Origin of the sequence: Bacillus sp. Pc3, from assembly GCF_000815145.1 — a bacterium.
Taxonomy (GTDB): Bacteria; Bacillota; Bacilli; order Bacillales; family Bacillaceae; genus Bacillus; species Bacillus velezensis.
Window position 1 is genome coordinate 3,893,623 of the sequence record NZ_CP010406.1, and the last position, 15,824, is coordinate 3,909,446.

General features: G+C 37.1%; 18 protein-coding genes and 3 pseudogenes. 11 read left to right on the forward strand and 10 right to left on the reverse strand.

All coding sequences use genetic code 11. The features are described from left to right. Positions 1-5 precede the first annotated feature (5 nt). Together msrA and msrB are read left to right on the forward strand one after the other, a co-directional pair. Complete coding sequence (msrA, locus tag SB24_RS18770; RefSeq protein ID WP_003153641.1) at positions 6-539, forward strand: peptide-methionine (S)-S-oxide reductase MsrA; 534 nt, start codon at positions 6-8, stop codon at positions 537-539. Between the two features lies 1 nt (position 540). Continuing rightward, the gene (gene msrB / locus SB24_RS18775; protein WP_007409536.1) at positions 541-975 is read left to right on the forward strand and encodes a peptide-methionine (R)-S-oxide reductase MsrB; all 435 of its coding nucleotides are present in this window, start codon (positions 541-543) and stop codon (positions 973-975) included. Positions 976-1,015: 40 nt separating this feature from the next. On the opposite strand, the pseudogene SB24_RS18780 reads toward msrB, so the two are convergent. From SB24_RS18780 to SB24_RS18790, 3 genes and pseudogenes are all read right to left on the reverse strand, one after another. Then, positions 1,016-1,636, reverse strand: a pseudogene (locus SB24_RS18780) (polysaccharide biosynthesis protein); the annotation flags it as partial. Then, positions 1,612-3,296 (reverse strand): annotated as a pseudogene (locus tag SB24_RS18785) (recombinase family protein). The pseudogenes SB24_RS18780 and SB24_RS18785, both read right to left, overlap by 25 nt. Before the next feature lie 216 nt (positions 3,297-3,512). Then, positions 3,513-4,478, reverse strand: a complete 966-nt coding sequence (locus tag SB24_RS18790) for a thermonuclease family protein (RefSeq protein ID WP_039254795.1) — start codon at positions 4,476-4,478, stop codon at positions 3,513-3,515. A 264-nt stretch (positions 4,479-4,742) separates the two neighbouring features. On the opposite strand from SB24_RS18790, the gene SB24_RS18795 reads away from it, so the two are divergent. From SB24_RS18795 to SB24_RS18810, 4 genes are all read left to right on the forward strand, one after another. Beyond that, positions 4,743-5,177 carry an SMI1/KNR4 family protein gene (locus SB24_RS18795; RefSeq protein WP_076982865.1) on the forward strand — a complete coding sequence of 145 codons (435 nt, stop codon included), beginning with the start codon at positions 4,743-4,745 and terminating at the stop codon, positions 5,175-5,177. A 36-nt stretch (positions 5,178-5,213) separates the two neighbouring features. Continuing rightward, a complete protein-coding gene (locus SB24_RS18800) occupies positions 5,214-6,965 on the forward strand; it encodes a T7SS effector LXG polymorphic toxin (protein WP_033574690.1) in 1,752 nt (583 codons plus the stop codon). A 1-nt stretch (position 6,966) separates the two neighbouring features. Beyond that, positions 6,967-7,563: an SMI1/KNR4 family protein gene (locus SB24_RS18805; RefSeq protein WP_033574689.1), complete on the forward strand. Its 597-nt coding sequence runs from the start codon at positions 6,967-6,969 to the stop codon at positions 7,561-7,563. Positions 7,564-7,658: 95 nt separating this feature from the next. After that, positions 7,659-7,991 carry a GNAT family N-acetyltransferase gene (locus tag SB24_RS18810; protein ID WP_033574688.1) on the forward strand — a complete coding sequence of 111 codons (333 nt, stop codon included), beginning with the start codon at positions 7,659-7,661 and terminating at the stop codon, positions 7,989-7,991. Between the two features lie 53 nt (positions 7,992-8,044). On the opposite strand, the gene phrK is transcribed toward SB24_RS18810, so the two are convergent. Beyond that, complete coding sequence (gene phrK / locus SB24_RS18815; RefSeq protein ID WP_016936664.1) at positions 8,045-8,167, reverse strand: phosphatase RapK inhibitor PhrK; 123 nt, start codon at positions 8,165-8,167, stop codon at positions 8,045-8,047. Further along, on the reverse strand, positions 8,164-9,279 hold the full coding sequence (locus SB24_RS18820; RefSeq protein WP_039254799.1) for a Rap family tetratricopeptide repeat protein: 1,116 nt from the start codon (positions 9,277-9,279) through the stop codon (positions 8,164-8,166). The genes phrK and SB24_RS18820 overlap by 4 nt, the downstream gene beginning before the upstream one ends. A gap of 397 nt (positions 9,280-9,676) precedes the next feature. On the opposite strand from SB24_RS18820, the gene SB24_RS18830 reads away from it, so the two are divergent. After that, positions 9,677-10,129: a YoqH family protein gene (locus SB24_RS18830; protein ID WP_039254802.1), complete on the forward strand. Its 453-nt coding sequence runs from the start codon at positions 9,677-9,679 to the stop codon at positions 10,127-10,129. Between the two features lie 138 nt (positions 10,130-10,267). Beyond that, positions 10,268-10,346, forward strand: a pseudogene (locus SB24_RS20690) (hypothetical protein); the annotation flags it as partial. A 16-nt stretch (positions 10,347-10,362) separates the two neighbouring features. On the opposite strand, the gene SB24_RS18835 reads toward SB24_RS20690, so the two are convergent. Next, on the reverse strand, positions 10,363-10,737 hold the full coding sequence (locus SB24_RS18835; protein ID WP_015417664.1) for a YoqO family protein: 375 nt from the start codon (positions 10,735-10,737) through the stop codon (positions 10,363-10,365). Between the two features lie 341 nt (positions 10,738-11,078). Here SB24_RS18835 and SB24_RS18840 point away from each other — a divergent pair, with 341 nt between their 5' ends. After that, a complete protein-coding gene (locus SB24_RS18840; RefSeq protein ID WP_039254805.1) occupies positions 11,079-11,564 on the forward strand; it encodes a hypothetical protein in 486 nt (161 codons plus the stop codon). A gap of 210 nt (positions 11,565-11,774) precedes the next feature. Here the strand turns inward: SB24_RS18840 and SB24_RS18845 are convergent, their stop codons facing one another. From SB24_RS18845 to SB24_RS18855, 3 genes are all read right to left on the reverse strand, one after another. Then, positions 11,775-12,239: a hypothetical protein gene (locus tag SB24_RS18845; RefSeq protein ID WP_039254808.1), complete on the reverse strand. Its 465-nt coding sequence runs from the start codon at positions 12,237-12,239 to the stop codon at positions 11,775-11,777. A gap of 644 nt (positions 12,240-12,883) precedes the next feature. After that, the gene (locus SB24_RS18850; protein WP_021493934.1) at positions 12,884-13,405 is read right to left on the reverse strand and encodes a hypothetical protein; all 522 of its coding nucleotides are present in this window, start codon (positions 13,403-13,405) and stop codon (positions 12,884-12,886) included. Between the two features lie 74 nt (positions 13,406-13,479). Then, positions 13,480-13,908, reverse strand: a complete 429-nt coding sequence (locus tag SB24_RS18855; RefSeq protein ID WP_033574684.1) for a hypothetical protein — start codon at positions 13,906-13,908, stop codon at positions 13,480-13,482. A gap of 605 nt (positions 13,909-14,513) precedes the next feature. On the opposite strand from SB24_RS18855, the gene SB24_RS20460 reads away from it, so the two are divergent. Further along, on the forward strand, positions 14,514-14,651 hold the full coding sequence (locus tag SB24_RS20460) for a hypothetical protein (RefSeq protein ID WP_223255207.1): 138 nt from the start codon (positions 14,514-14,516) through the stop codon (positions 14,649-14,651). A gap of 23 nt (positions 14,652-14,674) precedes the next feature. Here the strand turns inward: SB24_RS20460 and SB24_RS20465 are convergent, their stop codons facing one another. Then, positions 14,675-14,908 (reverse strand): hypothetical protein, encoded by a 234-nt coding sequence (locus SB24_RS20465; RefSeq protein WP_039254812.1) that lies wholly within the window; start codon positions 14,906-14,908, stop codon positions 14,675-14,677. Positions 14,909-15,367: 459 nt separating this feature from the next. Here SB24_RS20465 and SB24_RS18865 point away from each other — a divergent pair, with 459 nt between their 5' ends. Next, positions 15,368-15,712 (forward strand): DUF3221 domain-containing protein, encoded by a 345-nt coding sequence (locus tag SB24_RS18865; protein WP_223255331.1) that lies wholly within the window; start codon positions 15,368-15,370, stop codon positions 15,710-15,712. Positions 15,713-15,824 lie beyond the last annotated feature (112 nt).

Here is a 15,824-nt window from a genome sequence, read left to right on the forward strand (position 1 = left end):
CCCGTATGTCAGAAAAAAAAGAAATCGCCACATTTGCAGGCGGCTGTTTTTGGTGCATGGTGAAGCCGTTTGACGAACAGCCCGGGATTGAAAAGGTGGTGTCCGGCTATACAGGAGGTCATACTGAGAATCCGACTTACGAAGAAGTGTGCAGTGAAACGACCGGACACAGAGAAGCCGTTCAAATCACATTTCAACCTGACATTTATCCGTATGAAAAGCTTGTCGAGCTGTTTTGGCAGCAGATCGACCCGACTGATGCAGGCGGCCAGTTTGCAGACCGCGGAAGTTCATATCGGGCGGCGATATATTACCATAATGATGAACAAAAACAAATCGCTGAAGCCTCAAAAAAACAGCTTGAAGAAAGCGGCATATTTAAAAAGCCGATCGTGACAGACATCTTGAAGGCTGAGCCTTTTTATGAAGCGGAAGGCTATCATCAGCACTTTTATAAGAAAAATCCTGATCACTACGGGCGCTACCGTGTAGGTTCCGGACGTCAAGGCTTTCTGGATGAGCATTGGAGGGACAGATAAGATGGCTTTTAATAAAGAAGAAAAAATCAAATCATTAAACCGCATGCAATATGAAGTCACACAAAATAACGGAACGGAGCCGCCGTTTCAAAATGAATTCTGGGATCACAAAGAAGAGGGGCTGTATGTTGATATCGTATCGGGAAAGCCCTTGTTTACTTCTCTGGATAAATTCGATTCTCATTGCGGCTGGCCCAGTTTTACAAAACCGATTGAGGAAGAAGAGGTTGACGAAAAACTGGACACAAGCCACGGGATGATCCGGACGGAAGTGAGAAGCAAAACAGCTGATTCCCACTTAGGCCACGTATTTAATGACGGTCCGGGGCCAAGCGGTCTCCGTTATTGCATTAACTCTGCGGCACTCCGGTTTATTCCGAAAGACAAGCTGAAGGAAGAGGGCTATGAAGCCTGTCTGCATTTATTTGAAAAATAGAGCTCAGCAATGAGGCCTGCCTATCAGACAGGCCTTTTTTCTATGTTTTTTTTTCTTCATGTAATCGTTCAATAATCTTTACGATTGTGTCTTTTGTGATGAGCGGCGCCTGATCGGATTGATATCTGGGGAGATTGACCTTCCGAAATTCCGGATGTTTGGCGGGTTCCGGCAATATTGCGTAAAGATTGCCCCATTCATATAAAGATTCCGTCTCATGAGGAGAGGTCAGTTCTTCATGAAGCTTCTCACCGGGACGTTTTCCCACTTCAACAGCGGCGGGGCGCGGCAGTCCGTGCCGGAACGCATATTCTTCAAATCCGTGAAGCAGTTCTTCAAGCCTCAGGGACTCCATTTTAAAAATAAATGTTTCTCCGCCCTTTGTGATCGCCGCAGATTGCAGGGTGAGCGTTGCGGCATCATCAATCGACATAAAAAACCTCGTCATGTTTTTATCCGTAATGGTGAGCGGGCCGCCTGCCATCAACTGCTCAAATAAAATAGGAATAACGGAACCGCGTGAACCGAGCACATTGCCGAAGCGGACCGAACAAAATACCGTACCGCGGTTTTGAACATGATGATTCGCCTGATGAAACAGCTTTTCGGACAACAGCTTCGTAGCTCCCATTGTGTTTACCGGGGAAACAGCTTTATCGGTTTTTTAAGATATTTACTGCATTTTGAGGGACTATCAGTGACGGTGAGGTCGAAAACGAAAAATTAAACCTCAGGATAGGGGTAATTTCAAACTGAGCCGGAATTGGCCCTTTTCGTTTTTGTGTCATCGTAACGATAACTTCTTTGAAGACCATTCTTAATAGCGCGTTCTTTTTCTCTGTGCTTGATTCAATGTGATATTGATCAATTATCTTATTTATGTTGTTTCTGACTGTATTACTGTCTATTTCTGATTGCGCTTCTTGAGTTCCATTGAGCTCATGCTTGGCAATCTGGAGTTCTTTAAATTCTTCATCTAAAACAGCTTTTCTTTTCAAAAAAAGTTCATCAGTGTAAATGCCGCTCTCATATTTCTCAAAGATAAAATTCTCTTTGTTTTTTAACTCTTGTTCTTTTTGTGAAAGATGTTCAGACATTTGCTTTTTTGTTTTCACATTACTATTTACGTCTTCGTATTTAGAAATCATTGAAGTGATATGTTTTGTTAAAGTCTTATTATCTAAGTTGCTTAAAGAAGAGAGGTAATCCAAAATGGCATATTCAACATCGTTATATCTAACATAAGTGCATTTATTCTTTTTGCAAGTGAGTGATTTAACGTGATACACACTTTCCGTGCCGTTTTTGTTTTCTCGCGTTCTCCTAGTTTCGTATTTAGATAATGGTTCACCGCACTTAGAACAAGTGCATACGCCTGCCAATTCACTTAATTCCAATGCATTTTTATTAGGCAGCAGGGGGACTTTGTTTGCAATTTTATCTTGTGATTGTTGAAATTGTTCTTGATCTATTATAGGAGCATGTGCATCCGATACTACAATTTGTTCCTTTTCAGGTCTAATTGTTCGTTTACCGTCTTTTGTTTTTTCCCTAACCTTATATTTAACAGTTCCGATATACGCTTCGTTTTGCAGAATTGCTTTAATTGTGTATTGATTCCAGCGCTTTTTTCCTGATGGAGTCGGTATTTGTAATTTTGTTAAGTGAGAAGCAATCGCTGTATAACTATAATCTTTTCCATTCAACCCATTTAAAAAGATGTTAAAGATGAATTGAACGACTTTTGCTTTTTCTTCGACTGGGACTAGTTTGGATGTTTTTTTGTTTAACCGGTATCCATAAGGCGCTAGTCCGGAAATCCATTTCCCTTGTGCCGCATATGTGTATTTAGCGCCTGTCATACGCTCTCTGGTCATTTCAAATTCTTCTCTGGCCATAAACAATTCAAAACGAATCTGACGCATGTCTGCAGGGTTTCGAGGGTCATAAACTTTATATGGTGTAATGATAATCAATCGCTTGCTTTGAAGAAGGTTAACAATTTGTCCCGCATCACTGTAGCTCCCGCGGCTGAGTCTTGTTATTTCTTTAACAGCAATTGCCTGGTACTTGCCTTCCTCGAGGTCTTTAAGACATTCTTTAAAAACAGGGCGGCCCTCAATGCTTTCTCCTGACCCGATTTCCATTTTTAATTCATAGGGGATTTCAATCGACTTCAATATTTTATTCATGAGTTCTTTTTGTTCTGTTAGCGTATCTTCGCCTGTTCTTTTTTCTCGCTCCATATCCTGACGAGAGCGTCTAAGATAACCCAAAATATTTGTAATGTTGTAAGAATGAACGATGTTTTTTAACTCCAAAAAATCAGCACCTCCTCTTTATTGTATTTGCTGTAAAAACAGAAGTATTCATACAATATGCTGTCTGACATTGAATACGAAAATAACGTAATAAATATTGTAGGGGCTGTATTCTTTAAGTGTTGGGCTAAAGAGCTCGCTCATACGCTCTATGTTTTTTGTTAGCCTGAGAAAATACTCAAATAAAAAAAGAAGCCTCAGAGGACTTCAAAATAATTAATTCTTCTCACATGCAAAGTTGTCATTATCCCGATCCATTTTAGATGTATAGGCAGGGTGAGTGCTTGGTACTCCATGCGGATATTTCTTTCTCAGCTCTGTGCAGTTTGCAAAGTGTTCTGTTCCTCCAGCAGAAGGGGAGGCTTGTGCAGAGTTAGAAGAGCTGCTTGGTGCTGAACCGCTTGAGTTCGATTTATGTGTCTCGGATTGGTGTGTTGTAACTGACTTTTGAGCCGGCTTAGATACACTTACTGATTTCTTCGGTTTCGTTACGCAGCCATTAAATCCTTTATCAGTCGCATATCCATTCTTACTCCAAATCTTCAAGTCTTTATCTTTCGCAGCTTGCTCATCTTTCTTATACGTGTCTAAATACTTCGTGTTTGGCTCATATACATAAGCTACTCGTGCTAATCCTTCTTTAAGCAGTGTTTCTTGTACTGATTTGCCATCTGCATAAACGTAAGCCAGCATTCTGCCATACTTGTCTGTACGATCTCCTTTATCAAACTCCAGTTGAAGTTTTCCCTTGTTAACCAGCTGTTTGTTTCTTGCTGAAGCATCCTCACCATATGGTTGTACGCAAGAGTTTGGGTTCTTAGTTTTAGGCGTGTCAACAAGTAAATAACGAACAGTTTTGACTTCGCCTTTATAGTTAACTTTAATCGTATCCCCATCAACTGTTCTGTTAAGTGTTACATCGACCAGCTTTTTCTTTTTGTCAGACGCCTTTTTATCCGACGAATCCTTCTTTGAAGCATTTTCGGCTTTTTCATTTTTGTCATTAGTACTTTTGTCATTTGATTGAGTGTCTGCCTTTGTCTCTTTTGCATCCTTTTCTTCTTGCTCTGTTGTTTTAGCTTGATCTGAATCTGTTTTATCTGTAGAAGCAGAATCAGATCCACACGCAGCTAAAGAAAAGCTTAGAGATAATGCGCCAATACCTAACAGCCATTTCTTCAATGTAATTCCCCCAATTTGTTTGTTCTGTCTCTATATCGGACAAACCTTCCTAATTATAAGTGTAAAACCAAATATTGTAAATTTCATTTTGGCATTTTAAGACACTCAAATACAGTTGTGTGGTAAAATTTAGTGACTCAAACACCTTAGAGGAGGGAAATTTAATTGGAAGAAGGAAAGTTAATTCGCATGACTCTTGATGGGATAAAGGAAGCTGTTTCTAAATACGGAACTTTTCCTATGCTCCAACATGGAGGGCATGTCATGGAAGATGCTGCTTTTCAATTCAGAGACCCAGCCAGTCCTCAAGAAATTAATAGTTTAGAAAAGATGTTAGGGGTAACTTTGCCTAATGATTATAAAGAGTTCCTATTCAATCACAATGGAATGGAAATGTTTAATGGTATTGAGCTTCTTAGTACAGAAGGGATAATTGAATTTAATGAAGTTCAAGACTTCCCTAAGGGATATGTCCTAATTGGGTATCATTATGATGGCAGGTATGTTATTGATGTAAACAAATCAAATAAAGGGTTGGGGTATATGTTGCATCTGGATTCAATTGATAATATTGAAGATGCGGTATATTTAGACTCTAACTTTGAGATATGGTTTGACATGTTGGTGTCATCAAATGGAGCTAAATACTGGGAAGTGAAGCCGAAAATCCAAGAGTATTATAAATATATTTCAGAATAGAAAATTTAGATAAGATTAAGTGGGAAGGAGACTTAAATGAAAGTATTTGAAGCAGCCTCGTTCATTTCAGCCGCAGAAAAGCGGGCAAAACAATACGATCAGATTAGAGAACAATTTATCAATCTCAGAAAAGCGTTTCAGGGAATGGCTGACTTAGACGACAGTGAGTTTTCAGGCAAAGGTGCTGATAACATCAAAGCATTCTTTCAAGACCACGCCGGCGTCACAGACAGCTGGCTTGATCTGATCGATATGAAGATTGCGTTTCTTAACAGTATTTCAGGAAAAGTAACAGATGCGGGACTGGCCGATTCGTTTGTGGAAGAGTCCTTTTTAGAACACGAGCTGTTTCATGCGAAGAATAAATCACAAGCCATCATGCAGGAGCAGCGCAATGAAATGAAAGGTATCCTTGATGAAATCAGTGATATCATTCATCTAGAAGTTTTTTCCACAGAAGATGTCGATCAAAAGCTGGATTCAGCAGATAAAAAAAGGAACGATACCGTAAATAAGCTCGGCAAGCTTGATCACGATCTAACGAAAGAATACGCAGAAACCGAAGCGAACGAACAGTTCATTCAGGCAGATTTTCAACAGCTTCAAAATGCAACGGGTAAAGGGAAAAACGCCACTCCGCTTCACTATAACGCCAAGGCATACAGGGAAAGTGACATACATAAGAAAAAAGGCGAGATTGCAAGACATTCAGACACATATTTAACGTTTAAGAAGGAAGAAGCAAAAGAGCGGGAAATCAAGGATCTGAAGAAAAAACTCGCCGACGGTGTGACCGATCCGGATGAATATTTAGAAATTGCGAAGAAGATCGGCTATGAAAACCTTGAACCTTCCCAGCAGCAATATGTCATTCAGCTTGAACAAGCAAAACAGATGGAAGAAGCCGGAGAAGTGACTTGGGATATTTTAAAAGGAGCCGGCGTTGGTTTATATGATGTCGGGAAAGACACGGTAACCGGTTTATGGCAACTAATCACTAAACCTGATGAAGTTGTTGAAGGTATCATAGGGGCAGTTGCTCATCCAATTAACACGTATAATGCCATTTCAACAGCTATTGAGGAATCGTATCAAAAAGATATGGTAAATGGAGATGCTTACTCCAGATCAAGATGGGTGACATATGCGATAGGTACAGTAGTTACCTCTGTAGTAGGCACAAAGGGAGCCGGTTCTCTTACAAAAGCTGACGTAGCAGGAAAAGTCACCTCTAAAGTCAATAAAGCAGGCCAAAAACTGAAAGATGTCTCAATTGCTGATTTATTGCCTTATAATCCCCGTTACGATGTTGTTCCGGCTGGAGGAGTTCCTTATAATGTAGTTAACAGTGAAAATTTAAAGGATCGGTTACTTAGATTAATTGAATCAGCAAATCCTAGAACGGTATTACCAAGGAATAAAGGTCGATGGGAAGGCGCACCTGGTGACGGAAAATGGTATTCCGACATACCTGAAGTAAAAGCAGCGACTAAGGGAGAACCGATTACTTTTAAAGATGGACGTCCTGATTTTACTCCATGGACTGTTGCAAACATTAAGTTTAAGACTGGTGAATTAAATGGAACGAAAAAAGATTTTAGGCTTGTTTATAAAAAAATTAAAGAGATCAAGGGTTTTAAATCTCAAGCGCAGGCGAAAAAATGGCTGTCACAACAGGGACTTACCCCACACCATTTGGATAGTGTCACAATACAACTAGTGCCTAGTGTGATTAATAACAAAATACCTCATATTGGAGGAGCTTCTGATTTAAGGGGAGGGTATTAGAATGAGTTTCAATAAAATTGAACAAAAGTTAAAAGAATTTACGATAGATACTGAAACAGAACCCAACATTAATACAAACGAGCAGCTCAAAGAAATTGAAAGAAATATAGGTAATCAATTGCCTTCCGACTATAAGGATTTTTTGAAGGGATATGGAGGCTGTTATTTAGAAAGTAAAAAAACAACAGATGAAGTTGAGTACGACGTTTGCTACAAACCTATAGAGAAAGATCCTTGGATGGGTAAGGAAGATGATACACAATTACTAGAGAGCTTCTATGGTTTAGCTAACGATCATAACAGTCTCCAAGAAGCAATCAATACTTATTCTGATCGCTTTCCTGGGAATATTATTCCTATAGCAAGCTCGGCAGGTGGTAATGTAATATGTATGGACATCGACAATGAAAAAGTTTTGTTTTGGGATCACGAATTAAGTCAGCCTGATAAAGACTTTTTCCTAATTGCCAATTCGTTTGAGGAGTTTATCCTAAGTTTAGTAGACGAACCAATTGAAACGGATGATAGTGACAGTGATGTGGAAATTGAGATTTTAGAAAATGACTTTGGAAAATTGCTCTTTGGTAAGGACAATTAGCTTTTATTTTTAGGAAAAGTATTGCAAAGTTAAGCTCTCAGAAAGAGAGCTTTTTTATTTTCGATAGTAACTAATTATAAAAAGGGAGAGAGGTTATGGATTCGTACCAAATAAAGAAATTAAAACCCGAAGAATACAATAAGTGTAATAATATTTGGGACATGGAAAAGAAAATGGCTAAGGTGTTTTATGACGAATTAGTAAGCGGCAACAGAATTACTTTTATTTACTCAGTGAATGACGAGTTTATAGGAGAAGGATTGTTAGTTTTTCAAAACAATGACCCGGATTATACCATTCCGGATAAACGCATTTATCTATCTCGTATGATTGTTAAAGAAGGATATCGAAATCGTGGGATAGGTGGCATTATTGTTGATTATTTGATTGATTATGCTAAACAACTAGGATATGAGTTTGACAGGTGATCACAAATCATAAAATAAAAAGCCCACTCATATGAGTAGGGCTAAATTAATTTTTAACCTCCGACTGGCCTTTCAGCTACCTGGATGTTAGATGGTGAATCTGTACTCAATTGCGTTAAAGCTACCCCACTTAAAATTACAGTTAAAATAGATACGCAAAGCACAATTTTTTTCATAAGATTCCCTCCACCTGATTCATTTTCTGTTCAGCCCAAATTTTTTCATTGAAAAAGCTTGTTGCTTCTTCAAAAGCACCTATTGATTCAAACCTTTTTGCAGCTATGTAGGACAATTCATCTACACTTTCAAGGTCATTTTGTTGTTTTAAAAACTCAATATAACGGATGCAATTATTGAAGTTGTTTTTTAATTCACCGCAATATAGGTTGTATAGGATGCTAATTTTGGCTTCGTATATCTTATTCTCCATTAATATGAGTCTTTCCTGTGCTTTATTGTAAAAATTAATGGCTTTCATTTTTTCGTCAATTTTAAATAGTTCCTTAATCATCATGAATAAAGAATTTATATAATAATTTGAATTCATCCAAGATTCATTTTCAATAGCTTTTTCGAGAGATTTAATGCACTTATCAGGTTTGTCCCAATCAGAATACACGATACTAAGGTTGTGATATAACTGAGCTTTCAAATATTCATCCTTTGTTTCTTGTGCAATGTCTATTGCTTCTAAATAATATGTTTCTGACTCTTCAAACCGTTTCATATCGGAATAGTTTGCAGCAGCAATCATTGTTGAAGTTGCCAGTTTGCATTTATAATCAGGGTGTCGCTTATATATTGCAATTGCATTCTTGATGTAGTGTTGTGCCACAATGCTTTGTTTAACAAGAGTGTATAAGTAGGAGACCTTGGAGTAGAATTCAGCTGCTTCAATTTCATCCGGAATTTCTGCAAGCTTTTTCTCTGCTAATCCATATAAGTTAATTGCTCGATCATAATTTTTGTTGTATGCCTCGTACATTGCTTCGAATAAATAAAAGTTATATTCCAATTTATCGTTCGTTCTTTTTATGAAATTTTCATTCTCTTCAGTGAAATAAGTGTGCTTTTGTAAAGGCTCTCCGCGTGAAGAGTGTAGCAACATTTTGTGTCTTTCTTCTAATAAACTGTAATATGCAAGAACTTCTTGATCCTCTTCCATATCATCGAACAGGCTTTTAATCTCTGAGTAATATTTTATTGACTCATGTACCTTTTGTTTCTTTATAGCAATGTACCAATCATTCAGTGTAGTAGCAACAACTTCTGAAGCGATCTTGCTCATCCAAACCCCTCTTTCTGAAAATTTCAAAAACCCTTTGGGAATAATCATAACATAGTCATTGAAAAAATTGTAAAAGGATGTAGAGATTTTGGGATTTTCTAATTTGAAAAAACGAAAAAAAATACCCTCCTCGTTAGAGAAGGGTACGTGATCAGTTTGCTGTTGCTTTTAGTGAGGCAAGCCATTCATCTAATGTTCCTGAGAAACCTTGTGGAACGGCTAATTCATATGCTGATTTTCCATCTTTACCGGCAGCACCAGTAGCTCCTTTAACCCCGGTTGCACCTGTAGCTCCAGTATCGCCTTTTTCACCTTTTAATGAAGCTAACCATTCAAAAGTGATGAATATTCAAGGCGGGAGTAAGGGAAATTAACAAAAAAATGTGAGGGAATGTAGATGAAACGATTTATCTTGGTTATACCGTTATTGGCTGCTGTTATTGCCTCTCCAACTCAAATGAAAGCAAGTCCAATGCCTTGTAGTGCAGTACTCGAACCGGTAAATCAAAAACTGAAAAATGCGAAGGGTGCGGCACTAATCTATAAAGTGCAGTTATACCCGCCAAGTGCTGCAAGAACGAATATGAGTATTCTTGCTGTCCACCTTCCTCAGCCATCTTCTTATGGAAGCTACGACGGTTATGAAGGATTTGCCGCCAAAACAGGGGAGATCAGTTGGCGATTTAAACTATATCCAACTCCCGAGGAAGAGAGCCCTAATTGGGCTGGAAGGATTGATTCCATATCGGCTGAAATGACAAATGTTAAAGTGCAAGTACGCCTTTCAAATTCTAAGACGCAAAAGTTGGGGCCAAGTGTAATAACAAACAATATTCAATCTTGCTATTAGAAATGTAGAGTTCTTATCAAAGAGAGCAATGCGACTGGATCTTTTGTAAAGTGTCAAAAAGGTAATTGATCGAGAAATTCTGGTGAAAAATGAAAAAGAGCCCATTAAGATGCAATGTCTGGAGTCAATTCATCATTTGACAGAAGAGAGCCGGCAAAAGTCGATATTGCGTTTGATTTTGTACATAGAAAGACGGCATAAAAAGAAATGGTTAGCTAAAAAAAGGCAAAGAGTCAACGCTCTTTACCATCAGGTGTTTTCCTTAAGCGGTCTGCAATATGCTTAATTAAACTCAGCGCAGCAGTCACTAATCCAATAACTAAAACAATTTCAAGTAAGAGGATAAATCCAAAATTTAAACCGCGACTTTCAAAGTAATCACTGGTAAAAAAGAGGAATTGATAAATTCCAAGCATTAGCACAATAAAGGAAGCGCCTATAATCGCCAGAGACTTTTTAGAGAACTCCTTAGTATGGTTAAAATTATAAACCAATAAGAACAAAAATAGACAAGCCATGGCGATCTTATGAGTCAATGAATCACTTGCTGAGAACCCTTGCACAAGTAAGGAGATAATTAATCCGGTCATTCCGATTATTTTGTTCAATATATCACCTGCTTTGTATAAGTATGACCTTAGATGTCAGCTTACCAATTAAAGGTGATATTCTCAACATAATGCAGTTTAAAGTTAACTTAAAAATGTGATTATTTTAAGAAAGGGGTTGAAATATGCTCGGTTGTCAAAAAGGGGAGCAAGTAAGGTCTTTGAGAATGGAGAAATGGGAATTATATTGTGGACGACAAATCGAGGTTCTGTAGGTGTTGAATGGGACTCTGGTGAATATGGTGAATACAATGATAATGTCGATGAGCTATTAATGTTAGCAGATTAATATGTTTTCCGAAAGTTAAACGAAAGCAGTTCATTAAAGGAAGGGTTAGACAATGATTAAAATAACGTTATTCCAAGATGAATATTGCAATGGTGAATGGGTTGAAATTGATAGGCTATTAAATGGTTTCATAAGAGCAGAGTCAATTAATATTGAAGTGATTGATATCAAATACAATTCATTAAATACTATGCGAACTCATAATACAGCTCTGCGTATATTGAGAAAGGACTTAAGATCACTAGGACGTGAAGATGAAATCGTGATTTTAAACGGAGTAAGAGGAAGAAATGAAACCTATGTAGCAACCAGGGAAACTGAGTACTTTACCAATGAATCAATTAAAGAGGTGCATTATGCTGGTGACAATAAAGAAGCTGCCTTTAGCAAAATTGATGGCACTTCAGGCAACAGGCTAATTTTAGATGTTTGTTTTGATGGCTTGAGGATTAAATCTTTTATCAAAATTCATAATGGTGAGCTTTTGATAAATTGGGCAGCACAAAGAAAGAGGTTGAAGACTACAATGCCAAACTAATTGCGGCACAATTTCTTTGAAATGTTGGAGAGAGCTGAACAAGTCTAGATAAAAGAAGAAGGATTTTATCACTGGCTTGTTTTTTGTGTAGGAGCCTTGAATCTTCGATTGTATTATCAATATATCATGTTTTTACAAATAATTCATTTCTGTCTTACGATAGTTTTTAATGAATACAAAAAGCCCCACGAATGGAGCTTAAATTACGTTTTATTGAACATAGCCAGAAAAGTCGCTCGGAGCAGAGAAAGATAGATAGTAAAGCGCATTGGCATCTAGATTTTTTATTGTTCCTGTAGCTGTACCGTTAGCATTTACAGTTAGTGTTTCAGTAGCAAAAATCCAGTCGGAATCATTCCAAACTTTCACAGTTAGTTTAGTTCCAATATTGTTTGTAATTGAATAGCTTATCGAAGATTTTCCTTGAAAATAACTGTTTGAATATAATGTATTGCCAGTTGCTTGTCCAGCGAATGTCAATTTGTTTTTCGTAAGATTTACAATGCTATTTGAATTAGGAGGGTTAAGACCAAAAGCTTTAAATTCACCTTCGGCAGAGCTAGTAAGCTTAGTTGAAAACCTAGAATTGCCGGTCTCAGCAGACGCGGCAGTGGCAAAGCTCAGAGAAAGAATGGCCACCATGGTGCAAACAATAAAACTAAACAACTTTTTCAAATTAAACACTCCTTTATTTGTAAATTAAAGTAAATAATAACACTTAATTTTAGGAGGTCAATAGGTTTATTCAAACTGGAATGAATCTGTCACAAAATATGAAGAGCATTTGGTGAAGGATAACTTATTGTATTATGTACTAAATTTTCAGTTCATTTTAAGGGGCTAAGCATTAAGGAGTTATGTAACGGAGAGATTATACTCTCCAAGATTCAAAGGAATGTATGCGGGGTTTACCATGTAGTCTTAAATCTATAATCACTTTCAGCCAGCTATAAGAATGTTTATTAATCTCATGGGGGCTTTTTTAATACGATTCCTTCAAGATGCTTTTCTTTGGCAGATTAAAGTAAGCTAGCGTCCCATTACAGTCTCAAAGCCAGGAACACCACCTTGGGCTGCAAAAACAACAGTACCATTTAGCATATCAAGATTCGAGAGTTCTGGGAACTTGCTTGTTACTTTATTGTTGTGACGAAGTATAAAGCATGAAGGTTCAGTGTGAGCTTTAGGAGCTGAATTTCTTAGAGAAAGCACTGTATGAAGAGGGATTTTAATTAAATAAAGCAGACATTAAGCCTGCTTTATCTTTTTGAACATTATTCCTTTTTTATATGCATTATATTCTCACCAAATGCCCGTCCTTAAGATTTTAAATTCTGGGCACGATCAGACTTTTTAGGGAAAATACATTCTAACAAAAGAAAAAATAAAGTTAATCCTAATGATAATTTAAAATTGTCGCTGTTCCCAATTGAACATAAGATACCCACTATATAAATGAATAAAAACCTAAACAATGAGGCAAATATAAACTTGAAGAAGTTATCCCCAATGAGATGCCTTCCAACAGCCACAAAAATATTATCAAAAGTAAAAGAATAAACAACCATACACACACTTGTTATAACAATCTGTTTAAATTCTATTTCTAATTCAAAGAAGCTTACAAGCACATTTGCTGATCCTGTTGCAAATAAGATTATCACCATTATGACTGCAGTAGGAATGAGTGATAAAACCAAAGCTCCTATTACTGTAGATAATAAAAATTTTTCATTTGTGTTTTTTTCTGCAGCTTCTTTCTTTTCTCCTCTGTACATAAAAATAAAAAAGACGATGAGAGATAAAAGATAAATTGATAACGTCATAACAAGCAGATTCATGGTGATCTCTCCTTACCTAATTAAAACAAAAGAGTGAAGGTTGTAAGCCTCACTCTCTTGTTTTTAATGTATAGTTATACCAAAAAGAACACAACAACCTTCGCAATTAACTGTGCATCAGCTAATGGAATTCCGGCTTTCACTAAGGCCACAGTAACAGCTGTTTCTCCGAAATTTGTAAGTTCATCTATAACGTCCGCCGCTTTGTGTCCCCACTTAGAACAAGCATCACCAGCTTTTTGAGCCCATTTATATGGGATCTTTTTAATAAGGTTTCCTAAAGCGGGACCGCCAACCCTAAGTGCTTTTACTAATATTTGTTTAGCGAAAGGAATGCCCTGTGTATGTACTTCAGAATTTGAAGCTAAAGGAGCCTGTACGCTATTTTGAACTACAGGTGCTTTTTTACTTTCTGCTGCACTTGCATAGCCAGGAGAAACAACTGATATAGTCAGCACAGCCAACGTGAACACCATGATAAATGAAATAGGTTTTTTCTTCATTAAAATTTTCAGTTATAAAAGAAGGAACAAGAATTTTAAAAACATACTTTTGTTATTATACGAGACACAACTTTTTTAAAAAAGAACCGAAAGTCTCACTGGGGATGCCCATTTTATGCCGTGGAGAAGATTCAATAAAACTGTAATTTTAACAAAAACAAATATTTTCAGGGTAACGTCTGAGTGTTAAAACACTCAGAGGGGGGAATTAGGTTTGAGAAACACCATTGGCAAGATTGGAATTTTACTGGAGTGGTTTGCTTTATGATTTTGGGCAGGAGTTAATGCGAAAGAGCTAACTCAGACTAGGAATGATACTGAAAGCAACATCTACCTTTAATCAATCAGTCAATATACTTAACTTAAAACCGCCTCAAATATTAAGACCCTAAGTTACTCGACAACTGCAGATGATTGGGAGGATGCCGGAACTACATACGGGATACCAAATTTGAAAAGTACTCAACGGCCGCTGTCGTTCAAACATAGGATTTGCTTTTAAATTTGCCTACAGGGGGTTGGTCATCTTATTTAGCTGGATTAGCTAATATGATCATTCTAGGTGAATGTAAATTGTTTACTTTAAGGATAGGCAGGAATTTAAGATGGCAGGGGCAACTTTAATGACAAAACACCTTGTAACGATTGATGAAGATAAGGATCGAAAGAAAAAATCGGGAGTGACAGCTTTATCATCTCAAACTAAGGCGGCCCAAAAGTTGCTGCAATGTGATAAAAAATAATCCTGCCTTAGGTGGGAGGATTATTACATGCTGTTTATTAAGCTGTAAACAAACGCAACAATAAATAGTGGATAAGAGATAATAGCAATTAGTTTTGAAGATTTGCTCTTTTTTTCAAATGTGTATATCAGTGCAAATCCTAAAAAGAATATTGTGACAAACCAAGAAGAATAGGACGGGTACAATGCAATAAGTAAGACAATAAGAGTGGATAACGCAAAAGAAGAGTTTAGTGTTATTTTCTGATCGTTTTTCAAATAAACCGCCTCCTTACACATATTCCCCCCATATAAAAACACTTAAACATTATATTAAGTCAGCATGATTAAATGATAAACATTTTAAGTAAAGAACAAGATAAAGCAATCCGGCATTTCAAGGACAAGCTGAACATGTCTGAAAAACTGTAAATACCCTTAGTTAATGTAAACTGCTTAGAGATAAGCAAAATGATTAAGCGGAGGAGCTGTATAGACTTATAAGACCTTATATAAACATTAGATCGCTTAAAGAAGGTGATGTGGTTGATCAGCCAATTGAATATTTCATGATGCAATTGTACGGTTCTATAATGGTGAAGACCTCGCCGTGTTCCATTTGTCTAGGGGGAATTGGTTTAAATTCATAAACATGAGGCGTTTTAGTCTGTCATTTCCTAAAACAGTGTTTTATTCTTGTTACAAATATGCAAGAAGGGCGGTTTGAACTTGTATAAAGTGTTTATAATGCTGTTAATTTTGTTATGTATAACATTAGGGTGTCAAAACCAACATAACAAACATTTTATGGAGGCTGAGCAAACTATGGTCGGCTATGTCATCTTAAAAAGAGAGAATCAAGCAATTCTCATACCTAATGAGAAAGCTGATGTTAAAGACTATAAAAATCTTAGTGAAAAAGAAATTATTGAGAAGTATAGATCGGATATAGTTATACTGGGACTTAGTCAACTTAACAATAAAGATGACTTGAGCAAAGGACAAAAAATACGTATTTGGTATAAAAAATTAAATGAATCTTCACCTCCAAAAACAAACATCTCAAAGTTTGAAAGTATTTAGTACCATATTCTGTAATTCCTCGGAATGCCGCTGCAAAACTGAAGCGGCATATTGAACAGAAATAATGTCTTCAAACCTTACCTCATTCGCGGTGGCTTAATCCTGCCCCAAG

Bases quoted from the DNA above. Each gene is read 5' to 3' on its own strand.
- SB24_RS18840 (WP_039254805.1), top strand. From the start codon at position 11,079: ATGATTAAAATAACGTTATTCCAAGATGAATATTGCAATGGTGAATGG.
- msrB (WP_007409536.1), top strand. From the start codon at position 541: ATGGCTTTTAATAAAGAAGAAAAAATCAAATCATTAAACCGCATGCAA.
- SB24_RS18830 (WP_039254802.1), top strand. From the start codon at position 9,677: ATGAAACGATTTATCTTGGTTATACCGTTATTGGCTGCTGTTATTGCC.
- SB24_RS18805 (WP_033574689.1), top strand. From the start codon at position 6,967: ATGAGTTTCAATAAAATTGAACAAAAGTTAAAAGAATTTACGATAGAT.
- SB24_RS18850 (WP_021493934.1), bottom strand. From the start codon at position 13,405: ATGAATCTGCTTGTTATGACGTTATCAATTTATCTTTTATCTCTCATC.
- SB24_RS18800 (WP_033574690.1), top strand. From the start codon at position 5,214: ATGAAAGTATTTGAAGCAGCCTCGTTCATTTCAGCCGCAGAAAAGCGG.
- SB24_RS18810 (WP_033574688.1), top strand. From the start codon at position 7,659: ATGGATTCGTACCAAATAAAGAAATTAAAACCCGAAGAATACAATAAG.
- SB24_RS18820 (WP_039254799.1), bottom strand. From the start codon at position 9,279: ATGAGCAAGATCGCTTCAGAAGTTGTTGCTACTACACTGAATGATTGG.
- phrK (WP_016936664.1), bottom strand. From the start codon at position 8,167: ATGAAAAAAATTGTGCTTTGCGTATCTATTTTAACTGTAATTTTAAGT.
- SB24_RS20460 (WP_223255207.1), top strand. From the start codon at position 14,514: ATGGCAGGGGCAACTTTAATGACAAAACACCTTGTAACGATTGATGAA.
- SB24_RS18855 (WP_033574684.1), bottom strand. From the start codon at position 13,908: ATGAAGAAAAAACCTATTTCATTTATCATGGTGTTCACGTTGGCTGTG.
- SB24_RS18795 (WP_076982865.1), top strand. From the start codon at position 4,743: ATGGAAGATGCTGCTTTTCAATTCAGAGACCCAGCCAGTCCTCAAGAA.
- msrA (WP_003153641.1), top strand. From the start codon at position 6: ATGTCAGAAAAAAAAGAAATCGCCACATTTGCAGGCGGCTGTTTTTGG.